This is a genomic window from Pseudomonas syringae pv. tomato str. DC3000 (genome assembly GCF_000007805.1).
GTDB classification, from domain to species: Bacteria; Pseudomonadota; Gammaproteobacteria; order Pseudomonadales; family Pseudomonadaceae; genus Aquipseudomonas; species Aquipseudomonas avellanae.
Window position 1 is genome coordinate 468512 of record NC_004578.1, and the last position, 20578, is coordinate 489089.

The 20578-nt window shown below is 60.9% G+C and carries 19 protein-coding genes; 13 read left to right on the top strand and 6 right to left on the bottom strand.

The window, feature by feature from the left end; genetic code table 11:
* Positions 1-225: 225 nt before the first annotated feature.
* Genes rsmD through PSPTO_RS02235 form a run of 3 tightly spaced genes read right to left on the bottom strand, consistent with a single transcriptional unit; the run spans position 226 to position 3652 of the window.
* Positions 226-810 carry a 16S rRNA (guanine(966)-N(2))-methyltransferase RsmD gene (gene rsmD / locus PSPTO_RS02225; RefSeq protein ID WP_005763630.1) on the bottom strand — a complete coding sequence of 195 codons (585 nt, stop codon included), beginning with the start codon at positions 808-810 and terminating at the stop codon, positions 226-228.
* The gene (locus PSPTO_RS02230) at positions 810-2303 is read right to left on the bottom strand and encodes a M16 family metallopeptidase (RefSeq protein WP_005763632.1); all 1494 of its coding nucleotides are present in this window, start codon (positions 2301-2303) and stop codon (positions 810-812) included. Before PSPTO_RS02230 ends, rsmD begins: the two co-directional genes overlap by 1 nt.
* A complete protein-coding gene (locus PSPTO_RS02235) occupies positions 2300-3652 on the bottom strand; it encodes a M16 family metallopeptidase (RefSeq protein WP_005763634.1) in 1353 nt (450 codons plus the stop codon). Before PSPTO_RS02235 ends, PSPTO_RS02230 begins: the two co-directional genes overlap by 4 nt.
* A 255-nt stretch (positions 3653-3907) precedes the next feature.
* On the opposite strand from PSPTO_RS02235, the gene ftsY reads away from it, so the two are divergent.
* The 4 genes from ftsY to rpoH all read left to right on the top strand — a co-directional run bounded on the left by ftsY (position 3908) and on the right by rpoH (position 8121).
* A complete protein-coding gene (gene ftsY, locus PSPTO_RS02240) occupies positions 3908-5449 on the top strand; it encodes a signal recognition particle-docking protein FtsY (RefSeq protein WP_005763636.1) in 1542 nt (513 codons plus the stop codon).
* Positions 5446-6117, top strand: coding sequence for a cell division ATP-binding protein FtsE (gene ftsE / locus PSPTO_RS02245; protein WP_005763638.1), 672 nt, complete (start codon positions 5446-5448; stop codon positions 6115-6117). The genes ftsY and ftsE overlap by 4 nt, the downstream gene beginning before the upstream one ends.
* Positions 6114-7148 (top strand): permease-like cell division protein FtsX, encoded by a 1035-nt coding sequence (gene ftsX, locus PSPTO_RS02250; RefSeq protein WP_005763640.1) that lies wholly within the window; start codon positions 6114-6116, stop codon positions 7146-7148. The genes ftsE and ftsX overlap by 4 nt, the downstream gene beginning before the upstream one ends.
* 118 nt (positions 7149-7266) lie before the next feature.
* A complete protein-coding gene (rpoH, locus tag PSPTO_RS02255; RefSeq protein WP_003379873.1) occupies positions 7267-8121 on the top strand; it encodes an RNA polymerase sigma factor RpoH in 855 nt (284 codons plus the stop codon).
* Positions 8122-8341: 220 nt separating this feature from the next.
* Here the strand turns inward: rpoH and mtgA are convergent, their stop codons facing one another.
* Positions 8342-9052 (bottom strand): monofunctional biosynthetic peptidoglycan transglycosylase, encoded by a 711-nt coding sequence (gene mtgA / locus PSPTO_RS02265; protein ID WP_011103140.1) that lies wholly within the window; start codon positions 9050-9052, stop codon positions 8342-8344.
* 80 nt (positions 9053-9132) lie between these two features.
* Between mtgA and PSPTO_RS02270 the strand changes: the two genes are divergently transcribed.
* The 4 genes from PSPTO_RS02270 (at position 9133) to trmB (ending at position 11413) form a co-directional block, all read left to right on the top strand.
* A complete protein-coding gene (locus PSPTO_RS02270; RefSeq protein WP_005613956.1) occupies positions 9133-9513 on the top strand; it encodes a DUF423 domain-containing protein in 381 nt (126 codons plus the stop codon).
* 108 nt (positions 9514-9621) lie between these two features.
* Positions 9622-9822 (top strand): sulfur carrier protein ThiS, encoded by a 201-nt coding sequence (gene thiS, locus PSPTO_RS02275; protein ID WP_003379876.1) that lies wholly within the window; start codon positions 9622-9624, stop codon positions 9820-9822.
* Between the two features lie 51 nt (positions 9823-9873).
* Positions 9874-10668 (top strand): thiazole synthase, encoded by a 795-nt coding sequence (locus PSPTO_RS02280; protein WP_005613959.1) that lies wholly within the window; start codon positions 9874-9876, stop codon positions 10666-10668.
* A gap of 97 nt (positions 10669-10765) precedes the next feature.
* Entirely contained in the window at positions 10766-11413 is a 648-nt protein-coding gene (gene trmB / locus PSPTO_RS02285) for a tRNA (guanosine(46)-N7)-methyltransferase TrmB (RefSeq protein ID WP_216598005.1), read from the top strand.
* A 42-nt stretch (positions 11414-11455) separates the two neighbouring features.
* Here the strand turns inward: trmB and PSPTO_RS02290 are convergent, their stop codons facing one another.
* Together PSPTO_RS02290 and PSPTO_RS02295 are read right to left on the bottom strand one after the other, a co-directional pair.
* Positions 11456-12514: a hypothetical protein gene (locus PSPTO_RS02290; RefSeq protein ID WP_005763647.1), complete on the bottom strand. Its 1059-nt coding sequence runs from the start codon at positions 12512-12514 to the stop codon at positions 11456-11458.
* A gap of 190 nt (positions 12515-12704) precedes the next feature.
* Positions 12705-13217 (bottom strand): dihydrofolate reductase, encoded by a 513-nt coding sequence (locus PSPTO_RS02295; RefSeq protein WP_007244533.1) that lies wholly within the window; start codon positions 13215-13217, stop codon positions 12705-12707.
* A 125-nt stretch (positions 13218-13342) separates the two neighbouring features.
* Here PSPTO_RS02295 and PSPTO_RS02300 point away from each other — a divergent pair, with 125 nt between their 5' ends.
* The 5 genes from PSPTO_RS02300 (at position 13343) to betA (ending at position 20463) form a co-directional block, all read left to right on the top strand.
* Positions 13343-14722, top strand: a complete 1380-nt coding sequence (locus PSPTO_RS02300; RefSeq protein WP_005763651.1) for a DUF2868 domain-containing protein — start codon at positions 13343-13345, stop codon at positions 14720-14722.
* Positions 14715-16103, top strand: a complete 1389-nt coding sequence (locus PSPTO_RS02305; RefSeq protein ID WP_011103141.1) for a GTPase/DUF3482 domain-containing protein — start codon at positions 14715-14717, stop codon at positions 16101-16103. Before PSPTO_RS02300 ends, PSPTO_RS02305 begins: the two co-directional genes overlap by 8 nt.
* Before the next feature lie 342 nt (positions 16104-16445).
* A complete protein-coding gene (gene betI, locus PSPTO_RS02315; RefSeq protein WP_005737465.1) occupies positions 16446-17039 on the top strand; it encodes a transcriptional regulator BetI in 594 nt (197 codons plus the stop codon).
* A 104-nt stretch (positions 17040-17143) separates the two neighbouring features.
* Complete coding sequence (betB, locus tag PSPTO_RS02320) at positions 17144-18616, top strand: betaine-aldehyde dehydrogenase (RefSeq protein WP_005763655.1); 1473 nt, start codon at positions 17144-17146, stop codon at positions 18614-18616.
* 140 nt (positions 18617-18756) lie between these two features.
* Positions 18757-20463 (top strand): choline dehydrogenase, encoded by a 1707-nt coding sequence (gene betA, locus PSPTO_RS02325; protein WP_005763658.1) that lies wholly within the window; start codon positions 18757-18759, stop codon positions 20461-20463.
* Positions 20464-20578: the final 115 nt, after the last annotated feature.

A 20578-nucleotide genomic window follows, 5' to 3' on the forward strand; every position in this document is an offset into this window, starting at 1 on the left:
GCCGTATTGCAGTCCTTTGTAATCTGTTCATAACCTTCCTTTTAGACATGGCAAAAAGCCGCGAACGCGTATGAGGGTATGAGCAGATGGGACTATGGCTGCTAGCTTGAGTCAACGAGGGCGACGTAGGACTGGTCTTCGATTTAGGTAGGTCGCTTGGGGAAGGACTGATTATCCGGCCAACGGGACGCCAGTGGGTGCGTCCCGTCTAATCAGATTTCTGTGCTACCCCCGCTGCCACAACGCGTAATACACCTGTCCGGCTTTTTTCTCGCGATGCAATCGCCAACTGCCCGGCAGGCCGGTGGTCGAGGGCGGTGTTTCGCTTTCGGTGTAGATCCAGGCGGTTTCGGCCAGCCAGCCCTGGGTTTCCAGCAGGGTGCAGGCCGAAGCGAGCAGGCCCTGGTGGAAGGGCGGGTCGAGAAAAACCAGGTCGAAGGGCGATGCGGTGGCGGTTTCCAGATGGCGCAGGGCGTCGGTCTGGGCAACCTGGCCGCTGGTGCAGTTCAGGGCGTTGAGGTTCTGGCGCAGGCTGGCGATGGCGGCAGCGTTGCTGTCCAGTGCCAGGCCCATGCTGGCGCCACGCGACAGCGCCTCGAAAAACAGCGCGCCGCTGCCGGTGAAGACGTCCAGCACCCTGGCGCCCGCGATGTAAGGCGCGAGCCAGTTGAACAATGTTTCGCGCACGCGATCAGGCGTCGGGCGCAGGCCGGGGGCGTCGGGGAAGGTCAGGCGGCGGCTGCCCCATTCTCCCCCGATGATACGAAGCTGACCCAGGCCGTTATGGCCCTTCGGACGTGGATTGGCCATCAGTGTTCCGGGACCCCTACAGGTTGGCGAACGGGTTTGTCGGTCGGCGCGGGCAGCGGCTTTTGCTCCACTGTCGGGCCAACGCTGACGATGACCATCTTGTCGGCGCTCAGATGCTTGCTCATTGCAGCCTTGACCTGTTCGACCGTCACGCTCTGGGCGGCGGCAATGTAGTCCTCAAGGTAGGTCAATGGCAGATCATAGAAGCCGATGGCGCCCAATTGGCCGACGATGGCCGAGTTGCTGGCTGCGGTAAGCGGGAAGCTCCCGGTCAGCTCGCGCTTCACGTCGTCGAGTTCTTTCTGGGTCGGGCCGCTGGCGAGGAAGTTGCGAACTATGTCCTGGACCAGCTTGAGGGTGTTTTCGCTCATTTCCGCACGGGTCTGCAGGCCGATCATGAACGGCCCGGCCACTTGCATGGCCGTGAAGCCAGACGAGACACCGTAGGTCAGTCCGCGTTTTTCACGCACTTCGGTCATCAGTCGGCTGCCGAAACCGCCGCCACCCAATACCGAATTACCGACGGTCAGCGCCGCATAATCCGGATCGTTGCGGTCGATGCCCAGTTGCGCGAGCATCAGGTGGGTCTGGTTGGAAGCAAACTCGATGTGCGTCGGGCCAGCCTTGGGTTCGACCGGGTCGGCAACCTTGGCCAGCGCCGGGCCTTTTGGCAGCGAGGCGGACACCTGCGCCGCGATGGCTTGCGCTTCGTCTCGCGACAAGTCGCCAACCAGTGCAATCACCGCATTGCCAGCCGCATAGGCCTTGGCGTGAAACGCCTTGAGTTGAGCCAGCGTAATAGCATTGATACTTTTTACATTGCCTTCGCTCGGATGAGCATATGGATGATCGCCATACAGACGCTCGAACAGCGCCTTGTTGCCGATGGCACCCGGGCTCTGCTTCTGGCTTTCCAGGCTGTCGATCAGCTGGTTTTTGAGGCGCGCCAGCGAGTCGGCAGGGAAGGTGGGCTTGCCCACGACCTCACCGAACAGCTTCAAGGCCGGGTCGCGCTTGTCGACCGCACTCAGGCTGCGCAACGATGCGACGGCCATGTCGCGATAGGAGCCGTTGCCGAAGTCTGCGCCCAGCCCTTCAAAACCCTGGGCGATGGCGCTGACGTCCTTGCCCTTGACGCCTTCATTGAGCATGGCGTTGGTCAGCAAGGCGATACCGGGCGATTTTTGATCCTGACTGCTGCCAGCGGCAAAAATCACGCGCATGTCGAACATCGGTAGTTCGCGAGACTCCACGAACAGCACCTTGGTGCCTTCAGCGGTGTTCCAGGTCTGGATTTTCAAGGCGCGGCGGGCTGGGGCCTTGCCGTCCAGTTCTTTCAGGGTTTGCAGGTTGCTGCCCAATGCGGGCGTGGTCTGGGTTGCCTCGGCAACAGGGGCGTCGTCTGCCAGAACCGGCTGGGCGACCAAGGCACCCAGCGAACCGGCCAGGATCAGGCCGAGCAGCGCATGACGTGGAGCATTGCGCTTGATCATTTGGCTTTCTCCTCAGGCAAAACGTGCGCAACGCTGAGGCGCTCACGGGTGAAATAGGTGTTGGCGGCTTTCTGAATGTCCTGCGGGGTCACGCTCTGCAGGTCTTCCAGTTCCTTGTCCATGAGTTTCCAGGACAGGCCGACGGTTTCCAGCTCGCCGATCATGGTCGCCTGGCTGGTGATCGAGTCACGTTCGTAAACCACGCCGGCGATGACCTGAGCACGGACGCGTTCAAGTTCTTCAGCGGACGGCGCCTTGGTTTTCAAGTCATCGAGCAGACGCCAGATGCCGGCTTCGACATCGGCCAGGGTCTTCTTCTTTTGCATGTTCGGCGTGGCGCTGATCATGAACAGGCTGTCGCCACGAGCGAAGGCGTCGTAGCGCGACGAAGCACCGGACACCAGCTCTTCGCCACGTTCCAGGCGTGTCGGAATGCGCGCGCTGTAACCGCCGTCGAGCAGGGCGGCGATCAGGCGCAAGGCGTTGGCCGAGCGTGGGTCTTCGGCGGTGGCTACGCTCGGCACGTTGAAGCCGTAGATCAGGCTCGGCAACTGGGTTTTGACGTGCAGGGTAATCTTGCGCTCGCCGGGTTCGGCCAGCTCAAGCGGCTTTTTCGAAGGCGGCACGTCGCGGCGCGGGATCGGGCCGAAGAAACGCTCTGCCAGTGCCTTGACCTCGTCCGGCTGCACGTCACCGACCACCACCAGCGTGGCGTTGTTCGGCGTGTACCAGGATTCGTACCAATGGCGCAGCTCTTCAACCTTCATGCGTTCAAGGTCGGCCATCCAGCCGATGGTCGGCGTGTGGTAGCCGCTGGCCGGGTAGGCCATTGCCTTGAAACGCTCGAAAGCCTTGCCCATCGGTTTGTCATCGGTGCGCAAACGGCGCTCTTCCTTGATGACTTCGATCTCGCGGCCGAACTCGTCGGCGGGCAGTTTAAGGGTTGCCATGCGATCGGCTTCCAGCTCCAGCGCAACGCTCAGGCGATCGCGGGCCAGCACCTGATAGTAAGCGGTGTAGTCATCACTGGTGAAGGCGTTCTCTTCAGCGCCCAGATCGCGCAGAATCAGCGAGGACTCCCCCGGCCCGGTCTTGCTGCTGCCTTTGAACATCATGTGTTCAAGGGCATGAGACAGACCTGTCTGGCCCGGCGTCTCGTAACTGGAGCCGACCTTGTACCAGATCTGGGAAACCACCACCGGAGCGCGGTGATCTTCGCGGACAACCACCTTCAGGCCGTTATCCAGGGTAAATTCATGGGTCGGTTGCGGGTCAGCAGCCAATGCTGTCAAAGGCAGACAAATCGTGCTGAGCAGCAGGCCTGCGGCGCGGCGGGCTAGAGCATTCATTCGTTGTTTGAACCTGTAGGACGGCCCGCGTGAACTTAGCGTCGGCGGGCGCGGGGGTGTTAGGATACTGATCCGTTTGCCTCAGAGACAGCCTTCACTGGCCAATTGCGAGTGAAACCTGTTTAAAGCGCAGGTAAAGGTAGCTGCTTAAGCGGCCGCTGAGTGAACAAGAAGTCTTAAACGCAGTCTGTTTTGCATGTCAGAATTTTCCGCGCCGCCCTCTGGCGGCCCGCAACCTTGAGATAGCCGTCATCCATGTTTGGTTCCAGCGACGACAAGAAGACCCCAGCTGCGGCTGGTGAGAAGAAAGGCCTGTTCGGATGGCTGCGCAAGAAGCCGCAGCAAGAAGCCGAACCAACGCCGCCAGAATCATCGCCGGCGCAACCCGAACCGGTCATCGATCAGGTTATAAAGACCCCCCTGGTCGAGCCATCTGCTGCCCCGCAACCTGCGCCCGAGAGCATCCCCCAGGCGGATGCGCCTGCCCCGCAGATCAATGTAGAGCCGGGCGCGCCGTCACCTCAGCCCTGGCTGACCTTGCCGGTCAACGAAGAGTCGGTGGCGCTGAGTGATGAGCGCGAGCCGCACGTAACCCCGGCGATTCCGCTACAGGGTCATGTTCATGTCGTGCCTGAGCCGGTGGTGTCCGAACCTGTCGCCTATGAGCCGCAAGCCGAACCTGTAGCCGATATCCTGCCGCTCAGCGCTCAAGAGTCGGTATTGGTTGAGCCTGCTGCAGAACCTGCTCCTGAACCTGAACCTGTCGCGGCCCAGCCCGTCCTTCAGCCAGTGCAGCCTGCTCAGACAGTGGTTCCGATCATAGCGCCAGCAGCACCGGCACCTGTGCCAGAGGCAGAAGCCGGCAAGGTCGGTTTCTTCGCTCGCCTCAAGCAGGGCCTGTCGAAGACCAGCGCCAGCATCGGCGAAGGCATGGCCAGCCTGTTTCTGGGCAAGAAAGCCATTGATGATGACCTGCTGGAAGAAATCGAAACCCGTCTGCTGACCGCAGATGTCGGCGTCGAGGCCACGTCAGTCATCATCAAGAGCCTGACCCAGAAAGTCGCGCGCAAGCAGTTGACCGACGCTCAAGCGTTGTACACCTCGCTGCAGGGTGAGCTGGCAGCGATGCTCAAGCCGGTCGAGCAACCGCTGGTGATCAAGGCCGAGCACAAGCCCTTCGTGATTCTGGTGGTAGGCGTCAATGGCGCAGGCAAGACCACGACTATCGGCAAACTGGCCAAGAAGCTGCAACTGGAAGGCAAGAAAGTCATGCTGGCGGCGGGTGACACCTTCCGCGCTGCCGCTGTCGAACAATTGCAGGTCTGGGGCGAGCGTAACCACATTCCGGTCATCGCCCAGCACACCGGCGCCGATTCCGCCTCGGTGATCTTCGATGCCGTGCAGGCCGCCAAGGCCCGTGGCATTGATGTGCTGATTGCCGACACTGCCGGGCGTCTGCATACCAAGGACAACCTGATGGAGGAGTTGAAGAAGGTTCGCCGTGTGATCGGTAAACTCGACGCCGACGCTCCCCATGAAGTCCTGCTGGTACTCGACGCTGGTACTGGTCAGAACGCCATCAATCAGGCCAAACAATTCAACCAGACGGTCACCCTGACCGGGCTGGCACTTACTAAACTGGATGGCACAGCCAAGGGCGGCGTGATTTTCGCCCTGGCCAAGCAGTTCGGCCTGCCTATTCGCTATATCGGCGTGGGCGAGGGCATTGATGATCTGCGTACCTTCGAGGCCGAACCCTTTGTTCAGGCTCTGTTTGCGGAGCGGGAGCGTCCATGATTCGATTCGAGCAGGTCGGTAAGCGCTACCCGAATGGACATGTCGGGTTGCATGAACTGAGCTTTCGAGTACGTCGCGGCGAGTTTCTGTTCGTCACCGGTCATTCCGGTGCCGGCAAGAGCACGCTGTTGCGCCTGTTGTTGGCCATGGAGCGCCCGACGACCGGCAAACTGATGCTGGCAGGTCAGGATCTGAGGCAGATCAGTAACGCGCAGATCCCGTTTCTGCGTCGGCAGATCGGCGTGGTGTTCCAGAATCACCAGTTGCTGTTCGACCGCACGGTCTTCAACAACATCGCCTTGCCCCTGCAGATCCTCGGCTTGTCCAAGCCGGAGATTGCCAAGCGGGTCGATTCGGCACTTGAGCGTGTGGCGCTGTCCGACAAGTCCGATCTGTACCCCGGCGACCTGTCCACCGGCCAGCAACAGCGTGTCGGCATTGCCCGCGCTATCGTCCATCGCCCGGCCTTGCTGCTGGCCGATGAGCCGACCGGTAACCTCGATCCACGTCTGGCAGCGGAAATCATGGGCGTGTTTGAAGACATCAACCGACTGGGGACCAGCGTGCTGATTGCCAGTCACGACCTCGCATTGATTGCCCGCATGCGCCACCGCATGCTGACCCTGCAACGCGGTCGTCTGATCGGTGACGGGGAGGCTGGAGTATGAGTGCCACACGCAGCCCCAAGGTTTCAGAGCGCGTCGCGCCCAGAGCCGCCGATCCTTCGCCGCAAAAGCAGAAAAAACCGCGCCACGATCATGATGATGACGGCCCTGACTTCAGCGCGCTGTTGTCTGCCTGGCTGGAGAGTCATCGGTCCAGTCTGCTCGACAGCCTGCGTCGTCTGACCAAGCAGCCGATCGGCAGCTTCTTTACCTGTCTGGTGATGGCCATTGCCCTGAGCCTGCCCATGGGCCTGTCATTGTTGTTGAGCAATGTCGAGCGCCTGGGTGGTTCGTGGCAGCGTGCGGCGCAGATTTCGATTTATCTGAATCTGGATGCCAGCACCACTGATGGCACCCGCATGCGCGATGAGATCAAGGCCATGCCCGGCGTGGCAGATGCCGAGTACATCAGCAGCGAACAGGCATTGGGCGAGTTCAAGCAACAGTCCGGCTTGGGCGAGGCGCTCAAGGAATTGCCGGAGAACCCGTTGCCAGGCGTAGTGCTGGTCACTCCGGACGAAGTGGACAAGCCCGCACTGGAAGCCTTGCGCACCCGGCTCGCCGGCCTGCCGAAAGTGGAGCAGGCGCAACTGGATCTGGTCTGGGTCGAACGACTGGCGGCGATCCTCAAACTGGGTGACCGGTTCGTTTTCGGCTTGACGGTTCTGCTGGTCTCGGCTTTGCTGTTGGTAATTGGTAACACGATACGTCTACACATCGAAAACCGCCGTACCGAAATCGAAGTCATCAAACTGGTGGGCGGCACCGACAGCTACGTGCGCAGACCCTTCCTTTATATGGGCGCGCTGTACGGTTTCGGGGCAGGGATCCTGTCCTGGGGGGTTCTGGCGTATGGTCTTAACTGGCTGAACGGTGCGGTCGTCGGGCTGGCGGGTCTGTATGGAAGCGACTTTGCGCTGGCGGGTGTTCCGACGGGTGATGGTCTTTCGCTCTTGCTTGGAGCCGTTCTGTTAGGGTATATCGGTGCCTGGATTGCGGTCGCTCGTCACTTGCGTGAACTGGCGCCCCGCTAAAGGGAATTTTTTCGTTCACCAGATTGGCTTCTGAAAATCAAGGAACTTGGTTAGCGGTTCCGGGTCAATCTGGCTAGTGTTGAACTGCACATCACATGTGCGCTGGAGGTTTTTTCGTATGACCACTTCTTTGCAACCTGCTTATGCCTTAGTCCCGGGTGCAAACCTTGAGGCCTATGTGCACACGGTCAACAGCATTCCCTTGCTGACGCCGGAGCGGGAGCGTGAACTGGCTGAGAGTCTCTACTATGAGCAGGATCTGGACGCGGCCCGACAAATGGTCCTCGCTCACCTGCGATTCGTCGTGCACATCGCGCGCAGTTATTCGGGTTACGGTCTGGCTCAGGCTGACCTGATCCAAGAAGGCAACGTCGGCCTTATGAAGGCTGTGAAGCGCTTCAACCCGGAAATGGGCGTGCGTCTGGTGTCGTTTGCAGTGCACTGGATCAAAGCCGAAATTCACGAGTTCATCCTGCGCAACTGGCGCATCGTCAAGGTCGCCACGACCAAGGCGCAACGCAAGCTGTTCTTTAATCTGCGCAGCCAGAAGAAGCGTCTGGCCTGGCTGAACAATGACGAGGTGCATCGCGTCGCAGAAAGCCTGGGTGTCGAGCCGCGCGAAGTTCGCGAAATGGAAAGCCGCCTGACCGGTCACGACATGGCCTTCGACCCGGCAGCCGAGGCGGATGACGACAGCGCGTTCCAGTCGCCTGCCAACTACCTGGAAGACCACCGGTACGACCCGGCGCGTCAACTGGAAGATGCAGACTGGACCGACAACTCCACCGCCAACCTGCATCAGGCGCTGGACGTGCTGGACGAACGCAGCCGCGACATCCTCTACCAGCGCTGGCTGGCCGAAGAAAAAGCCACGCTGCACGACCTGGCGCAGAAGTACAACGTCTCCGCCGAGCGCATTCGTCAGTTGGAAAAAAGCGCGATGAACAAGCTCAAGACGTCGATCGCTGCGTAAGCCTACCCCGGCAACGAAAAACGCCCCGAGATGATCGGGGCGTTTTCGTTTGTGTATCAACTATCGGGCGTCGCTCCGCGTCGCATGCCGCTTCGGACGCTTCGCATCCTCTTTTGTGACGCAGAGCGTCACGAACCGCATTCCTATGCTGGAGCGTAGGGAACGATAATCTCAATATCGCATGCCGTTCTGGACGCTCTGCGCCCTCTTTGTGGCGCGCTCACCACCGACGGCTGCTATTGAGCCCCTGCAAATACTCATCCCCACCCAGTTGACGCATCTGTTGACGTATCCAGCCCGCGCGACGCGAGACGTAGCCACTCGGGTGGCTGGCGCTCCATTGGCGGGGGTTGGGCAGGACGGCGGCGAGGTAGCTGGCCTGTTGCTCGGAGAGTGCACTGGCGTTGGTGCGGAAGTGGTGTTGCGCGGCAGCCTGGGCGCCGAATATGCCTTCGTCCCATTCGACGCTGTTGAGGTACACCTCAAGGATGCGCTCCTTGGACCACAGCAATTCAATGAGCATGGTGAACCAGGCCTCAAGCCCTTTGCGCAGGTAGCTGCGGCCCGACCACAGAAACAGGTTCTTCGACACCTGCTGGCTCAACGTGCTGGCCCCGCGAATCGAACCGCCTTGCTCGTTGTGCAGAATGGCGGCCTGAATCGCGTCGACGTCAAAGCCCCAGTGCTCGGCAAACTTCTGGTCTTCGCCGGCAATGACCGCGATTTTCAGATTGTTGGAAATTTTGTCCCACGGCTCCCAGTCGCGCTGCAGGTCGATGGGTTCGCCGTCGAACCAGGATTCGACCTTGCGCTCGACCATCAGCGCCGTGCCCGGTGGCGGTACCCAGCGCAGGACCAGAACCACGAGAGCGCTGCCCGCAGCGAACCACAGCAGGGCTTTCATGAGGCGACGGAGAATGATTTGCAGCATAGAGATGGCTTGGCCGAACCCGTTGAGCGGGCCATTATACAGACCGTGCGCCTTCCGACGATTTTTCCCTGGAGTTCCTGATGCTTCGTAGTTTTTTGATGCTGGCCGCTTTCTTCGGCTTTACCGGCGTGGCGTTGGGCGCATTCGCGGCTCACGGCCTGAAAGAACGCCTGAGCGCCGAGTACCTGGCGGTTTTTCATACCGGCGTGCTTTACCAGCTTATCCATGCGCTGGCGCTGCTGGGCGTGGCCGTATTGGCGACGCACATCCCCGGACGCCTGATCAATTTTGCCGGGTTTTCTTTCGCCATCGGCATTCTGCTGTTCTCCGGCAGCCTGTACGCGCTGACCCTGACCGGCATCAGCAAGCTGGGCATCATCACCCCGTTCGGCGGTCTGGCGTTTCTGTTTGGCTGGTCGATGCTGGGGCTGGCGGCCTGGAGGCTGGGTTCCGCTCCTTGAGTGCTCCCTGAACAACAGGCCGCTCGAGACGAATGGCGTGGCTTTGCCTTGGTCATACCGGCTGATCGGGCTAGAATGCTGGCCCCCTAAAATGATGGCTGCTGTCGCATGCGCATTCAGTTGAACGGTGAATCCTTTGAATTGCCCGATGGCGAGACCGTCACGGCGCTGTTGACCCGCCTGGACCTTGCCGGACGCCGGGTTGCGGTGGAGCTGAACCTGGACATCGTGCCGCGCAGCCAGCACGTATCGACCGTTTTGCGCGAAGGCGATCAGGTCGAAGTGGTGCATGCCATCGGTGGTGGCTAGTTCGCACTCGCCCTGCACCGAACCCCAATTTGCACGTTATGAGGATTTCCGATGAGCGATGTTCGCAGCGACAAGCCCTTCGTCCTGGCCGGTCGGACTTTCGAGTCGCGCCTGCTGGTGGGCACCGGCAAGTACATTGATATGGAACAGACCCGTCTGGCCATCGAAGCCTCGGGTGCCGAGATCGTCACCGTTGCCGTGCGTCGCACCAACCTGGGCCAGAACCCGGGCGAGCCGAACCTGCTCGACGTGTTGCCACCTGACCGCTACACCATCCTGCCGAACACCGCTGGTTGCTTCGATGCCGTCGAGGCCGTGCGCACCTGCCGCCTGTCTCGCGAGCTGCTCGACGGTCGCAATCTGGTCAAGCTGGAAGTGCTGGCGGATCAGAAAACCCTGTTCCCGAACGTGATCGAAACCCTCAAGGCCGCTGAAATACTGGTCAAGGACGGTTTCGACGTCATGGTCTACACCAGCGATGACCCGATCATCGCTCGCCAGCTGGCTGAAATCGGCTGCATCGCGATCATGCCGCTGGCCGGTCTGATCGGCAGCGGTCTGGGGATCTGTAACCCGTACAACCTGCAGATCATCCTTGAAGAAACCAAAGTGCCGGTGCTGGTCGATGCCGGTGTCGGCACTGCGTCCGACGCCACCATCGCGATGGAACTGGGTTGCGAGGCGGTGTTGATGAACTCGGCCATCGCCCACGCGCAGCAGCCGGTCATGATGGCCGAAGCGATGAAGCACGCTGTAATTGCCGGTCGTCTGGCGTACCTCGCCGGGCGCATGCCACGAAAACTCTATGCCAGCGCGTCTTCGCCGCTGGATGGCCTGATCAAGTAAGAGCCCGTTGATGACTGATACACACGTTCCGCCCCCCGAGTTGCCTGCTGCCGAAGAAGGCGAAGAGCGACCTCACCGCCGTATCAAGAGTTTTGTGATGCGCGCTGGCCGTATGACCGAAGGCCAGCAGCGTGGTCTGGACCAGGGGCGCCCGCTGTTCGGCCTGTCGCTGACCGACACGCCGGTGGATTTCGACCAGGTGTTCGGCCGCTCTGCGCCGCGCACCCTGGAGATCGGCTTCGGCATGGGCCATTCGTTGCTGGAAATGGCCGCGGCGTCACCGGAACAGGATTTTATCGGTGTCGAAGTGCATTATCCAGGCGTGGGCGCGATGCTCAATGGCGTGCTCACCCAAGGGCTGACCAATGTGCGCGTCTACGATTGCGACGCCATTGAAGTGCTGAACCGCTGCATCGCCGATAACAGCCTTGATCGACTGATGCTGTTCTTCCCGGACCCGTGGCACAAGAGCCGCCACCACAAGCGCCGGATCGTGCAGCCCGAGTTTGCCGCCTTGGTGCGCAGCAAGCTGAAAGTCGGCGGCGTATTCCATATGGCCACCGATTGGGGCCCGTACGCGGAATACATGCTGGAAGTGATGAGCGTAGCGCCTGGCTATCGCAATCAGGCCGAAGACAACCAGTACGTGCCGCGCCCTGCGGAACGTCCGATCACCAAGTTCGAGCGCCGGGGTGAAAAACTCGGCCACGGTGTGTGGGATTTGAAGTTCGAGAAAGTCGACTGAATGAGCTTGCGGGTTGGTAACAACCCGCAAGTCCTTCACCGCTTACTGAATCTCGTCCGGCTTGACGATGACCCAGTTCTTGTCTGCCGTCACCGGCAACTTCTCCTTGGCCTGAGCTTCGGCATTGGCTTTGATCATGCCGTTGAGCTGGGTCATGTACTTGTCCTTGCGGTTGATCCACAAGTGCACGCCGCCTTTGCTCACATCGACGCTGTGAAACAGCATGTAGCCGTCACTGGTGGGCGTATCGCCGCCGACCAGCACCGGTTTTTTCCACTGATCGATGTAAGTCAGAATCGCCGCCTGCTTGCCGGCCATCCAGGTTGCCGGGGTCCACAGGTAGGGCGTCAGCTCCAGGCCCATGTTGCTTTTCGCATCGTATTTGCCCGCGGTGATCTGCTTGCGCGCGGTGGTCAATTCGCCAGTCTTGCGGTCCTTGAGCAGCGTGGTGACGCCGATCACGTTCTGCGGTTTGACGTTGTAGCCGTACTTGGGATCGGCGGCGACCATGCGCACCAGCTCTTCGGACGCGGCGGTCATTACATAGACCTCGATGCCGTTTTCCATCAGCTTGTTGTACAGCTCGGTCTGCCCGGTGAACACGCGTGGCGGCTCGACATTGAGCTGCTTGACGGTATCGCCGTCGTAATAGGTCGCAGGGATCGGCTTTTTCAGGGCCATCAGCTCATCGACGTAGCCTTTGAGTTCCTGAAGCGTGAAGCCGGAAAACACCTGCGCCACCCACGGGTAGCAGACCATGTCGTCGAGTTCGCATAGGCGATAGTAGTAACTGAACAGGCTTTCCTTGTGTTCGGCGGTGTCTTTGAAGGGGATCAGTTTCAGGGACGGGTCAAGGGTTTCGCGGGTGATCAGGCCTTTGTTTTCCATGTACGGCAGCAGCGACTCTTCAAGGTCGAAGCGGTAGCTGGTGTTGTCCATGTCGAAGACCGCGTAATTGCCCTTGTTGGCATTCGCGGCAATCATCGCGTCAAGTGCCTTGGCGGCAGGCTCGGGCCAATGCTTCAATTGGGTGGCAGCAAAAGCCTGGCTGGCAAGCCCGGCGCAGAGTGCAACAGCCAGCAATTTTGGCGCGAATTTCATAGGCGATTTCCCCTTGTCAAAAAAACGAAGGGGCAGACCGTAACAAATTATTGTGAAGGCAAAAGTACGTCAGCGACCCGAAAAAGGTCGAAAGACGCCGTTTGCCCCTTTATTTGCGACGACGAAACCAAAAACGACACTTTTGTTGCGGTTTTTCGTCAGCGACCTCAAAAGCGCTGAAAAACGCTGATCAGACGCGCTCCCAGACTTCGAAGCTGTAAGCAGGCTTTTCATCAACGGCAGCGTTCTCGGCATTGGACACCAACGCCCACTGCGCCGTATCGAATTCCGGAAACCATGCGTCGCCTTCAGGGCTCAACGCTACGCGAGTCAGGTACAGACGATCCGCCTGCGCCAGACCCTGCGCATAAAGCTGCGCACCGCCAATCAGCATCACCTCATCGACGCCCTGTTCTTGCGCCCATTGCTCGGCGCGTACCACGGCGGCGTCCAGTGACGGGAAGACCTCCGCACCCTCAAGTTGCAGGTCCGTCTGGCGGCTGACCACCAGATTGAGACGGCCGGGCAGTGGGCGGCCCAGCGAGTCCCAGGTCTTGCGACCCATGATGATCGGCTTGCCGAGGGTCGTGGCCTTGAAATACTTGAAATCCCCCGGCAGATGCCAGGGCATGGAATTGTCGACGCCGATCACTCGGTTTTCACCAAGGGCGGCAATCAGGCTGAGCGGGAGATGAGTTTTCATGGGCGCGAGGATATCAGAGGTCGCGGGGCGGGCGAATGAACTGATACGCGCCGTGCTCAGTCCGATGACAGCGGTTATGCTCACCGCAGTATTCAATCCCGCAGTATCCATTCAAGAGACCCCGTGTGACTGCACTGACCCCCCTCGATACTCTCTGGCTGACCGAAGCCGTGCGCCTGCGTGAACAACAGGCGGGCGCGCTGGATGATCAGGAAGCCAACCGCCGTGCCCGCGCTGCCGGAGGCGACCTGACTGCCCGCATCACGCACCGTGCCCTCGGGCTGGCTGAACGCGACGGCATGCTAGCGGCGCTGCATCGCTGGAAGCAGGGCGCACGGCTGGCGTTGATTGTTTTGGCCGTGCTGGCCGTCATCAGCGGCGCGGGCCTGGCCTTCGCGGCGATGGGGGACGGCCAGGCCCCGGTCAATGTGTTCTGGGCGCTGGGCAGCTTGTTGGGCCTGAACCTGATGCTGTTGGCCAGTTGGGCGCTCGGTTTGATCTTCGCCGGGCGCAGCAACACCGGGCTGGGGCGGCTGTGGCTGTGGTTGAGCGAAAAGCTCGCCCGCGATGCTCAGGCCGCACAACTCGCGCCTGCGCTGGTTCTGCTGCTGCAACGCAAACGCCTGAATCGCTGGGTGCTTGGATTGATGGTCAATAGCCTGTGGCTGCTGGCGCTGATTAGTGCGCTGGTGGTGCTGTTGATGCTGATGGCGACCCGGCGTTACGGGTTTGTCTGGGAAACCACCATTCTGAGCAGCGACACCTTCGTCAGCCTGACTCAGACCCTCGGCACGCTCCCGGCCTGGCTGGGTTTCAGCGTGCCGGATGAAACCATGATCCGCGCCAGCGGAAATGGCGCGCTGAGTATCGAGAACGCTCGGCAGGCCTGGGCCGCCTGGCTGGTCGGTGTGCTGCTGGTGTACGGCATCCTGCCGCGCTTGCTGCTGGCGGTGTTTTGCCTGTGGCGCTGGAAGCGTGGGCGGGCGGCCCTGCGTCTTGACCTTGAGCTGCCGGAATACCTTGAACTGCGTGAACGGCTGATGCCCAGCAGCGAGCGATTGGGCGTCAACGATGCCGAGCCTGCTGCGCTGCATCAGGTGCAGTCCAATGCGGGTGCTGCTGAAAGCGACGGCGCGCTGCTGGTGGCCATCGAGCTGGATGATCAGCAGGTCTGGCCGCCACAGTTGCCGTCTGGTGTGGCCGATGCCGGGGTGCTCGACAGCCGTGAATCGCGCCAGAAGTTGCTGGAGCAACTGGCCCACTATCCGCCTGCGCGCCTGGTCATCGCCTGTGATCCGCGTCGTTCACCGGATCGCGGCAGTCTGGCGCTGATTGCCGAACTGGCGCGTTGTGCAGGGGCGACACGCCTCTGGCTGCTGCCCGCGCCTGCCGGGCAGACGCTCGACCCTGAGCGCCTTGACGACTGGCATGTCGCGCTGGATCAACTGCAATTGTCCCGCACAAATAGCGCGCCCTTGAACTGGCTGGAGACGGGCCATGACTGAAATGGACAACGCACCCGCCATCAAGCTCGCAGTGGTGGGGCATACCAATGTCGGCAAGACCTCGCTGTTGCGCACGTTGACCGGCGATGTCAGCTTCGGCGAAGTTTCTCATCGGCCCAGCACCACCCGTCATGTGGAGGGGGCACGCCTGTCGGTAGACGGTCAGGCGCTGCTCGAGCTGTACGACACGCCCGGTCTGGAGGATGCCATTGCGCTGCTCGATTACCTTGAGCGGCTGGATCGTCCCGGCGAACGACTGGATGGCCCTGCGCGATTGGCGCGCTTTCTGGAGGGCAGCGAAGCACGGCAGCGCTTTGAGCAGGAGGCCAAGGTCATGCGCCAGTTGCTCGCCTCGGACGCAGGGCTGTATGTGATCGATGCGCGCGAACCGGTGCTGGCCAAATACCGTGATGAACTGGCGGTGCTGGCGAGCTGTGGCAAGCCGCTGCTGCCGGTGCTGAATTTCGTCAGTGCGCGCGAACACCGCGAGCCCGAGTGGCGAGAAGCGCTTTCGCGTCTGGGGCTGCATGCGCTGGTGCGTTTCGACAGTGTGGCGCCGCCCGAAGACGGCGGCCGTCGTCTGTATGAAAGCCTGGCACTGCTGCTGGAAAGCGCGCGGCCCCGGCTCGAGCGTCTGATTGAAGATCAGCAGCAGCAACGCCAGGCCAGAAAACACAGCGCGGCACGCCTTATCGCTGAGCTGTTGATTGACTGCGCGGCCTGTCGGCGCAGCGTCGAGACGCTTCCCGAGCAAGAGCGGCAGGCGGTGGAAGCGTTGCGCCAGGCTGTTCGTCAGCGTGAGCAGCACTGCGTCGAGGCGCTGCTCAAGCTGTACGCGTTTCGCAAAGACGACGTGTCCACCAGCGACCTGCCGTTGATGGACGGCCGTTGGGGCGATGACCTGTTCAACCCCGAAACCCTCAAGTTGATGGGCGTGCGCGTCGGCGGCGGCGTGGCGGCGGGTGCAGCCGCCGGGGCGGGGGTAGATTTGATGGTTGGTGGCGTGACCCTCGGTGCGGCGGCGCTGGTCGGCGCGCTTGCAGGCGGAGCCTTGTTGACGGCGCGCAGCTATGGCGGCCGTTTGCTGGGCAAGCTCAAGGGCCGCAGAGAACTGACCGTCGATGATGCCGTGCTGCGCCTGCTCGCGCTGCGTCAGGGCCATTTGCTGCTGGCGTTGGGCGTGAGAGGGCACGCAGCCATTCACAGCATGGAATTGACCACGCCACAGGACAAGACCTGGCGCAAAGGCAAGATCCCCGAGCCGCTTTCTCGAGCCCGCGCCCACCCGCAGTGGTCAACACTCAACCCGCATCCGAAACCGAATCAGGGCGAGAGGCAGGAAGCGATTGATGAATTGGCGAGTGTGGTGTTGCAGGATTGAGCTGTTCCAGCGCTGAAGACCGGACGCAGAGCGTCCAGAACGGCATGCGACGCGGAGCGTCGCACGATAGTTGAGGATGAGGCATTAGCACGATAGTTGAGGTCATCGTTCCCAACGCTCCAGCGTGGGGATGCCTGTCGTGACGCTCCGCGTCACAAATCTGCGCCTTGACGCATCCCCCGGCACACCCGCATTCAGGCGCTTTTCAGCTTGCCGCTTGCCGCTTGCCGCTAAAAACTCGCCACTGATTTTTTATTGATTGATCGTTCAATAAAAAATCTTTAGACTGGCGTCACCATTTTGGTACAACGATCACTGCAGACAACCGGGAGATTTGCGCCAATGCCCAAGGTCGGTATGCAACCCATCCGCCGCCAACAACTGATCCAGGCCACGCTCACGGCGGTCGATCAGGTCGGTATGGGCGATGCCAGCATTGCGCTGATCGCACGCCTGGCAGGCGTCTCCAACGGCATCATCAGTCACTATTTTCAGGACAAGAACGGCCTGATTGCCGCGACGATGCGGCATCTGATGAACGCCCTGATCCAGAACGTCCGCGAACGCCGTCAGGCATTGACCGAAGACAGCCCCAGGGCGCATCTGCAAGTGATAATCGAAGGCAACTTCGACGCCAGTCAGGTCAGCGGCCCGGCCATGAAAACCTGGCTGGCCTTCTGGGCGACCAGCATGCATCACCCCTCGCTGCACCGATTGCAGCGTATCAACGACCATCGTCTGTATTCCAACCTGTGCTGCCAGTTCCGTCGCACCTTGCCACTGGAACAGGCACGCAACGCCGCCCGTGGGCTGGCAGCCCTGATAGATGGGCTGTGGCTGCGAGGCGCTTTGTCAGGCGATGCATTCGACACCGAGCAAGCGCAACGGATCGCTTACGAATACATGGATTTTCAACTGGCGAAATCAGCGAGCTGAGTGCTTTTGAAGCCCGCTCGCCGAACGACTGCATACACGTGTTGCCCAAAGTTTCCGGCACACTGAAATCAGTCATCGCCCCCCACTGAATTTGCGAGGACTTTATGGCCCGTTTTGAATTGCAAAAACTCTACATCGACGGCGGTTATGTCGATGCCAGCAACACTGAAACCTTCGACTCGATCAACCCTGCGAACGGCGAAGTTCTGGCTAAGATCCAGCGCGCCAGCAAGGAAGACGTCGAGCGTGCGGTGGTCGCCGCCGAGAAGGGCCAGAAGATCTGGGCCGCAATGACTGCAGTCGAGCGTTCGCGCATCCTGCGTCGTGCCGTCGATATCCTGCGTGAGCGCAACGATGAGCTGGCCGCGCTCGAAACGCTGGACACCGGTAAAGCCATTTCCGAAACCCGTTACGTTGACATCGTGACCGGCGCCGACGTGCTGGAATACTACGCAGGCCTGGTGCCTGCCATCGAAGGCGAGCAGATTCCGCTGCGTGATTCGTCCTTCGTCTACACCCGCCGCGAGCCGCTGGGTGTGGTCGCCGGTATCGGTGCTTGGAACTACCCGATCCAGATCGCCTTGTGGAAGTCCGCCCCGGCATTGGCTGCGGGCAACGCGATGATCTTCAAGCCGAGCGAAGTCACCTCGCTGACCACCCTGAAGCTGGCAGAAATCTACACCGAAGCCGGCGTGCCGAACGGCGTGTTCAACGTGTTGACTGGCAGCGGCCGTGAAGTCGGCACCTGGATCACCGAGCACCCGCGCATCGAGAAAGTCTCCTTCACCGGCGGCACCGACACCGGCAAGAAAGTCATGGCCAGTGCGTCGAGTTCGTCGCTCAAGGAAGTGACGATGGAGCTGGGCGGCAAGTCGCCGCTGATCGTTTTCGACGACGCCGACCTGGATCGCGCCGCCGACATCGCCATGATGGCCAACTTCTACAGCTCCGGTCAGGTCTGCACCAACGGTACGCGCGTGTTCGTACCGAATGCCCTGAAAGGCGAGTTCGAAGCGAAAATCCTGGAGCGTGTGAAGCGTATTCGTCCCGGCAACCCGGAAGACGAAAACATCAATTTCGGTCCGCTGGTCAGCTTTGAACACATGGAAAGCGTGCTGGGCTACATCGCCAAGGGCAAAGAGCAGGGCGCACGCCTGTTGTGCGGCGGCGACCGTTTGACCGGTGGCGTTTTCGACAAGGGCGCGTTCGTGGCTGCAACCGTGTTCACCGACTGCACCGACGAGATGACCATCGTGCGCGAAGAGATCTTCGGCCCGGTGATGAGCATTCTTGGTTACGACACCGAGGACGAAGTGGTGCGCCGCGCCAACGACACCGACTTCGGCCTGGCTGCGGGCATCGTGACCCGTGACCTGAACCGCGCGCACCGCGTGATTCACTTGCTGGAAGCCGGTATCTGCTGGATCAACGCGTGGGGCGAGTCGGCGGCGCAAATGCCGGTCGGCGGTTACAAGCAGTCGGGCGTCGGTCGTGAAAACGGCATCAGCTCGCTGGCCCAGTACACGCGCATCAAGTCGGTTCAGATCGAGTTGGGCGACTACGCCTCGGTGTTCTAAAGACCGTTCAAGTGGCACGCGACAAGCCTCAAGCAGACGCAATCAAAAGCGGCTTGCCGCACCCCATTTTCACAAGTATCGCCTGGCTGCTTCTGCTTGCAGCCCAGGCTTGAGACTTGCAGCTCTATGAGGGAGCCTCTATGACCACGCAATCCGAATACGACTACATCATCATTGGTGCCGGCTCTGCCGGTAACACCCTGGCAGCCCGTCTCACCGAAGACGCAGGCGTCACTGTTCTACTGCTCGAAGCCGGTGGCCCGGACTATCGTCTGGACTTCCGTACCCAGATGCCCGCCGCCCTGGCGTTCCCGTTGCAGGGCCGTCGCTACAACTGGGCCTACGAGACCGAGCCAGAGCCGCACATGGACAACCGCCGTATGGAATGCGGTCGCGGCAAGGGCCTGGGCGGTTCGTCGCTGATCAACGGCATGTGCTACATCCGCGGCAACGCGATGGACTACGACGGTTGGGCGAAAGAGCCGGGCCTCGAAGACTGGAGCTACCTCGACTGCCTGCCGTACTTTCGCAAGGCTGAAACCCGTGACATCGGCCCGAACGATTACCACGGTGGCGAAGGCCCGGTCAGCGTGACCACGCCCAAGGCCGGTAACAATCCGTTGTTCCACGCGATGGTCGAGGCGGGCGTGCAGGCCGGTTTCCCGCGCACCGACGACCTCAACGGTTATCAGCAGGAAGGCTTCGGTCCGATGGACCGCACCGTGACCCCGAAAGGCCGTCGCGCCAGCACTGCTCGCGGTTACTTGGACGAAGCGAAAAAGCGTGACACGCTGAGCATCGTCACACACGCGCTGACCGACCGCATTCTGTTCGAAGGCAAGCGCGCTGTGGGTGTGGCCTATCTTGTGGGTGACAGCGACACGCGCATTGAAGTCCGTGCCCGCAAGGAAGTTTTACTGTGTGGCGGCGCCATCGCTTCGCCGCAGATTCTGCAGCGCTCCGGTGTTGGCCCGGCCGAGGTCCTGAACAAGCTGGATATTCCAGTGGTTCATGATCTTCCGGGTGTGGGTCAGAACCTTCAGGATCACCTGGAGATGTACCTGCAATACGCCTGCACCCAGCCTGTGTCGCTTTACCCTTCGTTGAAGTGGTGGAACCAGCCTGCCATTGGCGCAGAGTGGATGTTCCTCGGCACCGGTATCGGCGCGAGCAATCAGTTTGAAGCCGGTGGTTTCATTCGTTCCAGCGAAGCCTTTGAGTGGCCAAACATTCAGTATCACTTCCTGCCGGTCGCGATTAACTACAACGGCACCAAGGGTGTTCAGGAACACGGCTTCCAGGCGCACGTTGGCTCGATGCGTTCGCCAAGCCGTGGTCGCGTACACGTCAAGTCCAAGGACCCGCGTGAATACCCAAGCATTCTGTTCAATTACATGGCATCGGATCAGGACTGGCAGGAATTTCGCGACGGCATCCGCCTGACCCGCGAGATCATGCAGCAACCGGCTCTCGATCCGTACCGCGGCCGCGAAATCAGCCCGGGCATCGACGTGCAGTCTGACGAAGCGCTGGACCAGTTCGTGCGTGAACATGCCGAAACGGCGTATCACCCATCTTGCTCCTGCAAGATGGGCACCGACGAAATGGCTGTGGTCGATGGTCAGGGCCGTGTGCACGGCATGCAGAACCTGCGTGTGGTGGATGCCTCGATCATGCCGATCATCACCACCGGCAACCTGAATGCGCCGACGATCATGATCGCCGAGAAAATCGCCGACAAGATCCGTGGCCGTCAGCCCCTGCCACGCAGCACCGCCGACTACTTCGTCGCAGGCGACAAGCCAGCACGCGGCAAGCCGCTGCGTGAGATCAGCCACCAGGCCTGATCTGATCTGGGCGACCAGTCGTTCTCACGCCGTGAGGGCGACTGGCGTCCGCCAGCCAACGCTGCCGTCAGCCTCCCGACAGACGCCAATTGCCACTCCCCCTCCGCTCTACCAC

What these genes read in the sequence shown, in the direction of transcription:
- rsmD (WP_005763630.1), bottom strand. Translation starts at nt 810, where the DNA reads ATGGCCAATCCACGTCCGAAGGGCCATAACGGCCTGGGTCAGCTTCGT.
- PSPTO_RS02230 (WP_005763632.1), bottom strand. Translation starts at nt 2,303, where the DNA reads ATGATCAAGCGCAATGCTCCACGTCATGCGCTGCTCGGCCTGATCCTG.
- PSPTO_RS02235 (WP_005763634.1), bottom strand. Translation starts at nt 3,652, where the DNA reads ATGAATGCTCTAGCCCGCCGCGCCGCAGGCCTGCTGCTCAGCACGATT.
- ftsY (WP_005763636.1), top strand. Translation starts at nt 3,908, where the DNA reads ATGTTTGGTTCCAGCGACGACAAGAAGACCCCAGCTGCGGCTGGTGAG.
- ftsE (WP_005763638.1), top strand. Translation starts at nt 5,446, where the DNA reads ATGATTCGATTCGAGCAGGTCGGTAAGCGCTACCCGAATGGACATGTC.
- ftsX (WP_005763640.1), top strand. Translation starts at nt 6,114, where the DNA reads ATGAGTGCCACACGCAGCCCCAAGGTTTCAGAGCGCGTCGCGCCCAGA.
- rpoH (WP_003379873.1), top strand. Translation starts at nt 7,267, where the DNA reads ATGACCACTTCTTTGCAACCTGCTTATGCCTTAGTCCCGGGTGCAAAC.
- mtgA (WP_011103140.1), bottom strand. Translation starts at nt 9,052, where the DNA reads ATGCTGCAAATCATTCTCCGTCGCCTCATGAAAGCCCTGCTGTGGTTC.
- PSPTO_RS02270 (WP_005613956.1), top strand. Translation starts at nt 9,133, where the DNA reads ATGCTTCGTAGTTTTTTGATGCTGGCCGCTTTCTTCGGCTTTACCGGC.
- thiS (WP_003379876.1), top strand. Translation starts at nt 9,622, where the DNA reads ATGCGCATTCAGTTGAACGGTGAATCCTTTGAATTGCCCGATGGCGAG.
- PSPTO_RS02280 (WP_005613959.1), top strand. Translation starts at nt 9,874, where the DNA reads ATGAGCGATGTTCGCAGCGACAAGCCCTTCGTCCTGGCCGGTCGGACT.
- trmB (WP_216598005.1), top strand. Translation starts at nt 10,766, where the DNA reads ATGCGCGCTGGCCGTATGACCGAAGGCCAGCAGCGTGGTCTGGACCAG.
- PSPTO_RS02290 (WP_005763647.1), bottom strand. Translation starts at nt 12,514, where the DNA reads ATGAAATTCGCGCCAAAATTGCTGGCTGTTGCACTCTGCGCCGGGCTT.
- PSPTO_RS02295 (WP_007244533.1), bottom strand. Translation starts at nt 13,217, where the DNA reads ATGAAAACTCATCTCCCGCTCAGCCTGATTGCCGCCCTTGGTGAAAAC.
- PSPTO_RS02305 (WP_011103141.1), top strand. Translation starts at nt 14,715, where the DNA reads ATGACTGAAATGGACAACGCACCCGCCATCAAGCTCGCAGTGGTGGGG.
- betI (WP_005737465.1), top strand. Translation starts at nt 16,446, where the DNA reads ATGCCCAAGGTCGGTATGCAACCCATCCGCCGCCAACAACTGATCCAG.
- betB (WP_005763655.1), top strand. Translation starts at nt 17,144, where the DNA reads ATGGCCCGTTTTGAATTGCAAAAACTCTACATCGACGGCGGTTATGTC.
- betA (WP_005763658.1), top strand. Translation starts at nt 18,757, where the DNA reads ATGACCACGCAATCCGAATACGACTACATCATCATTGGTGCCGGCTCT.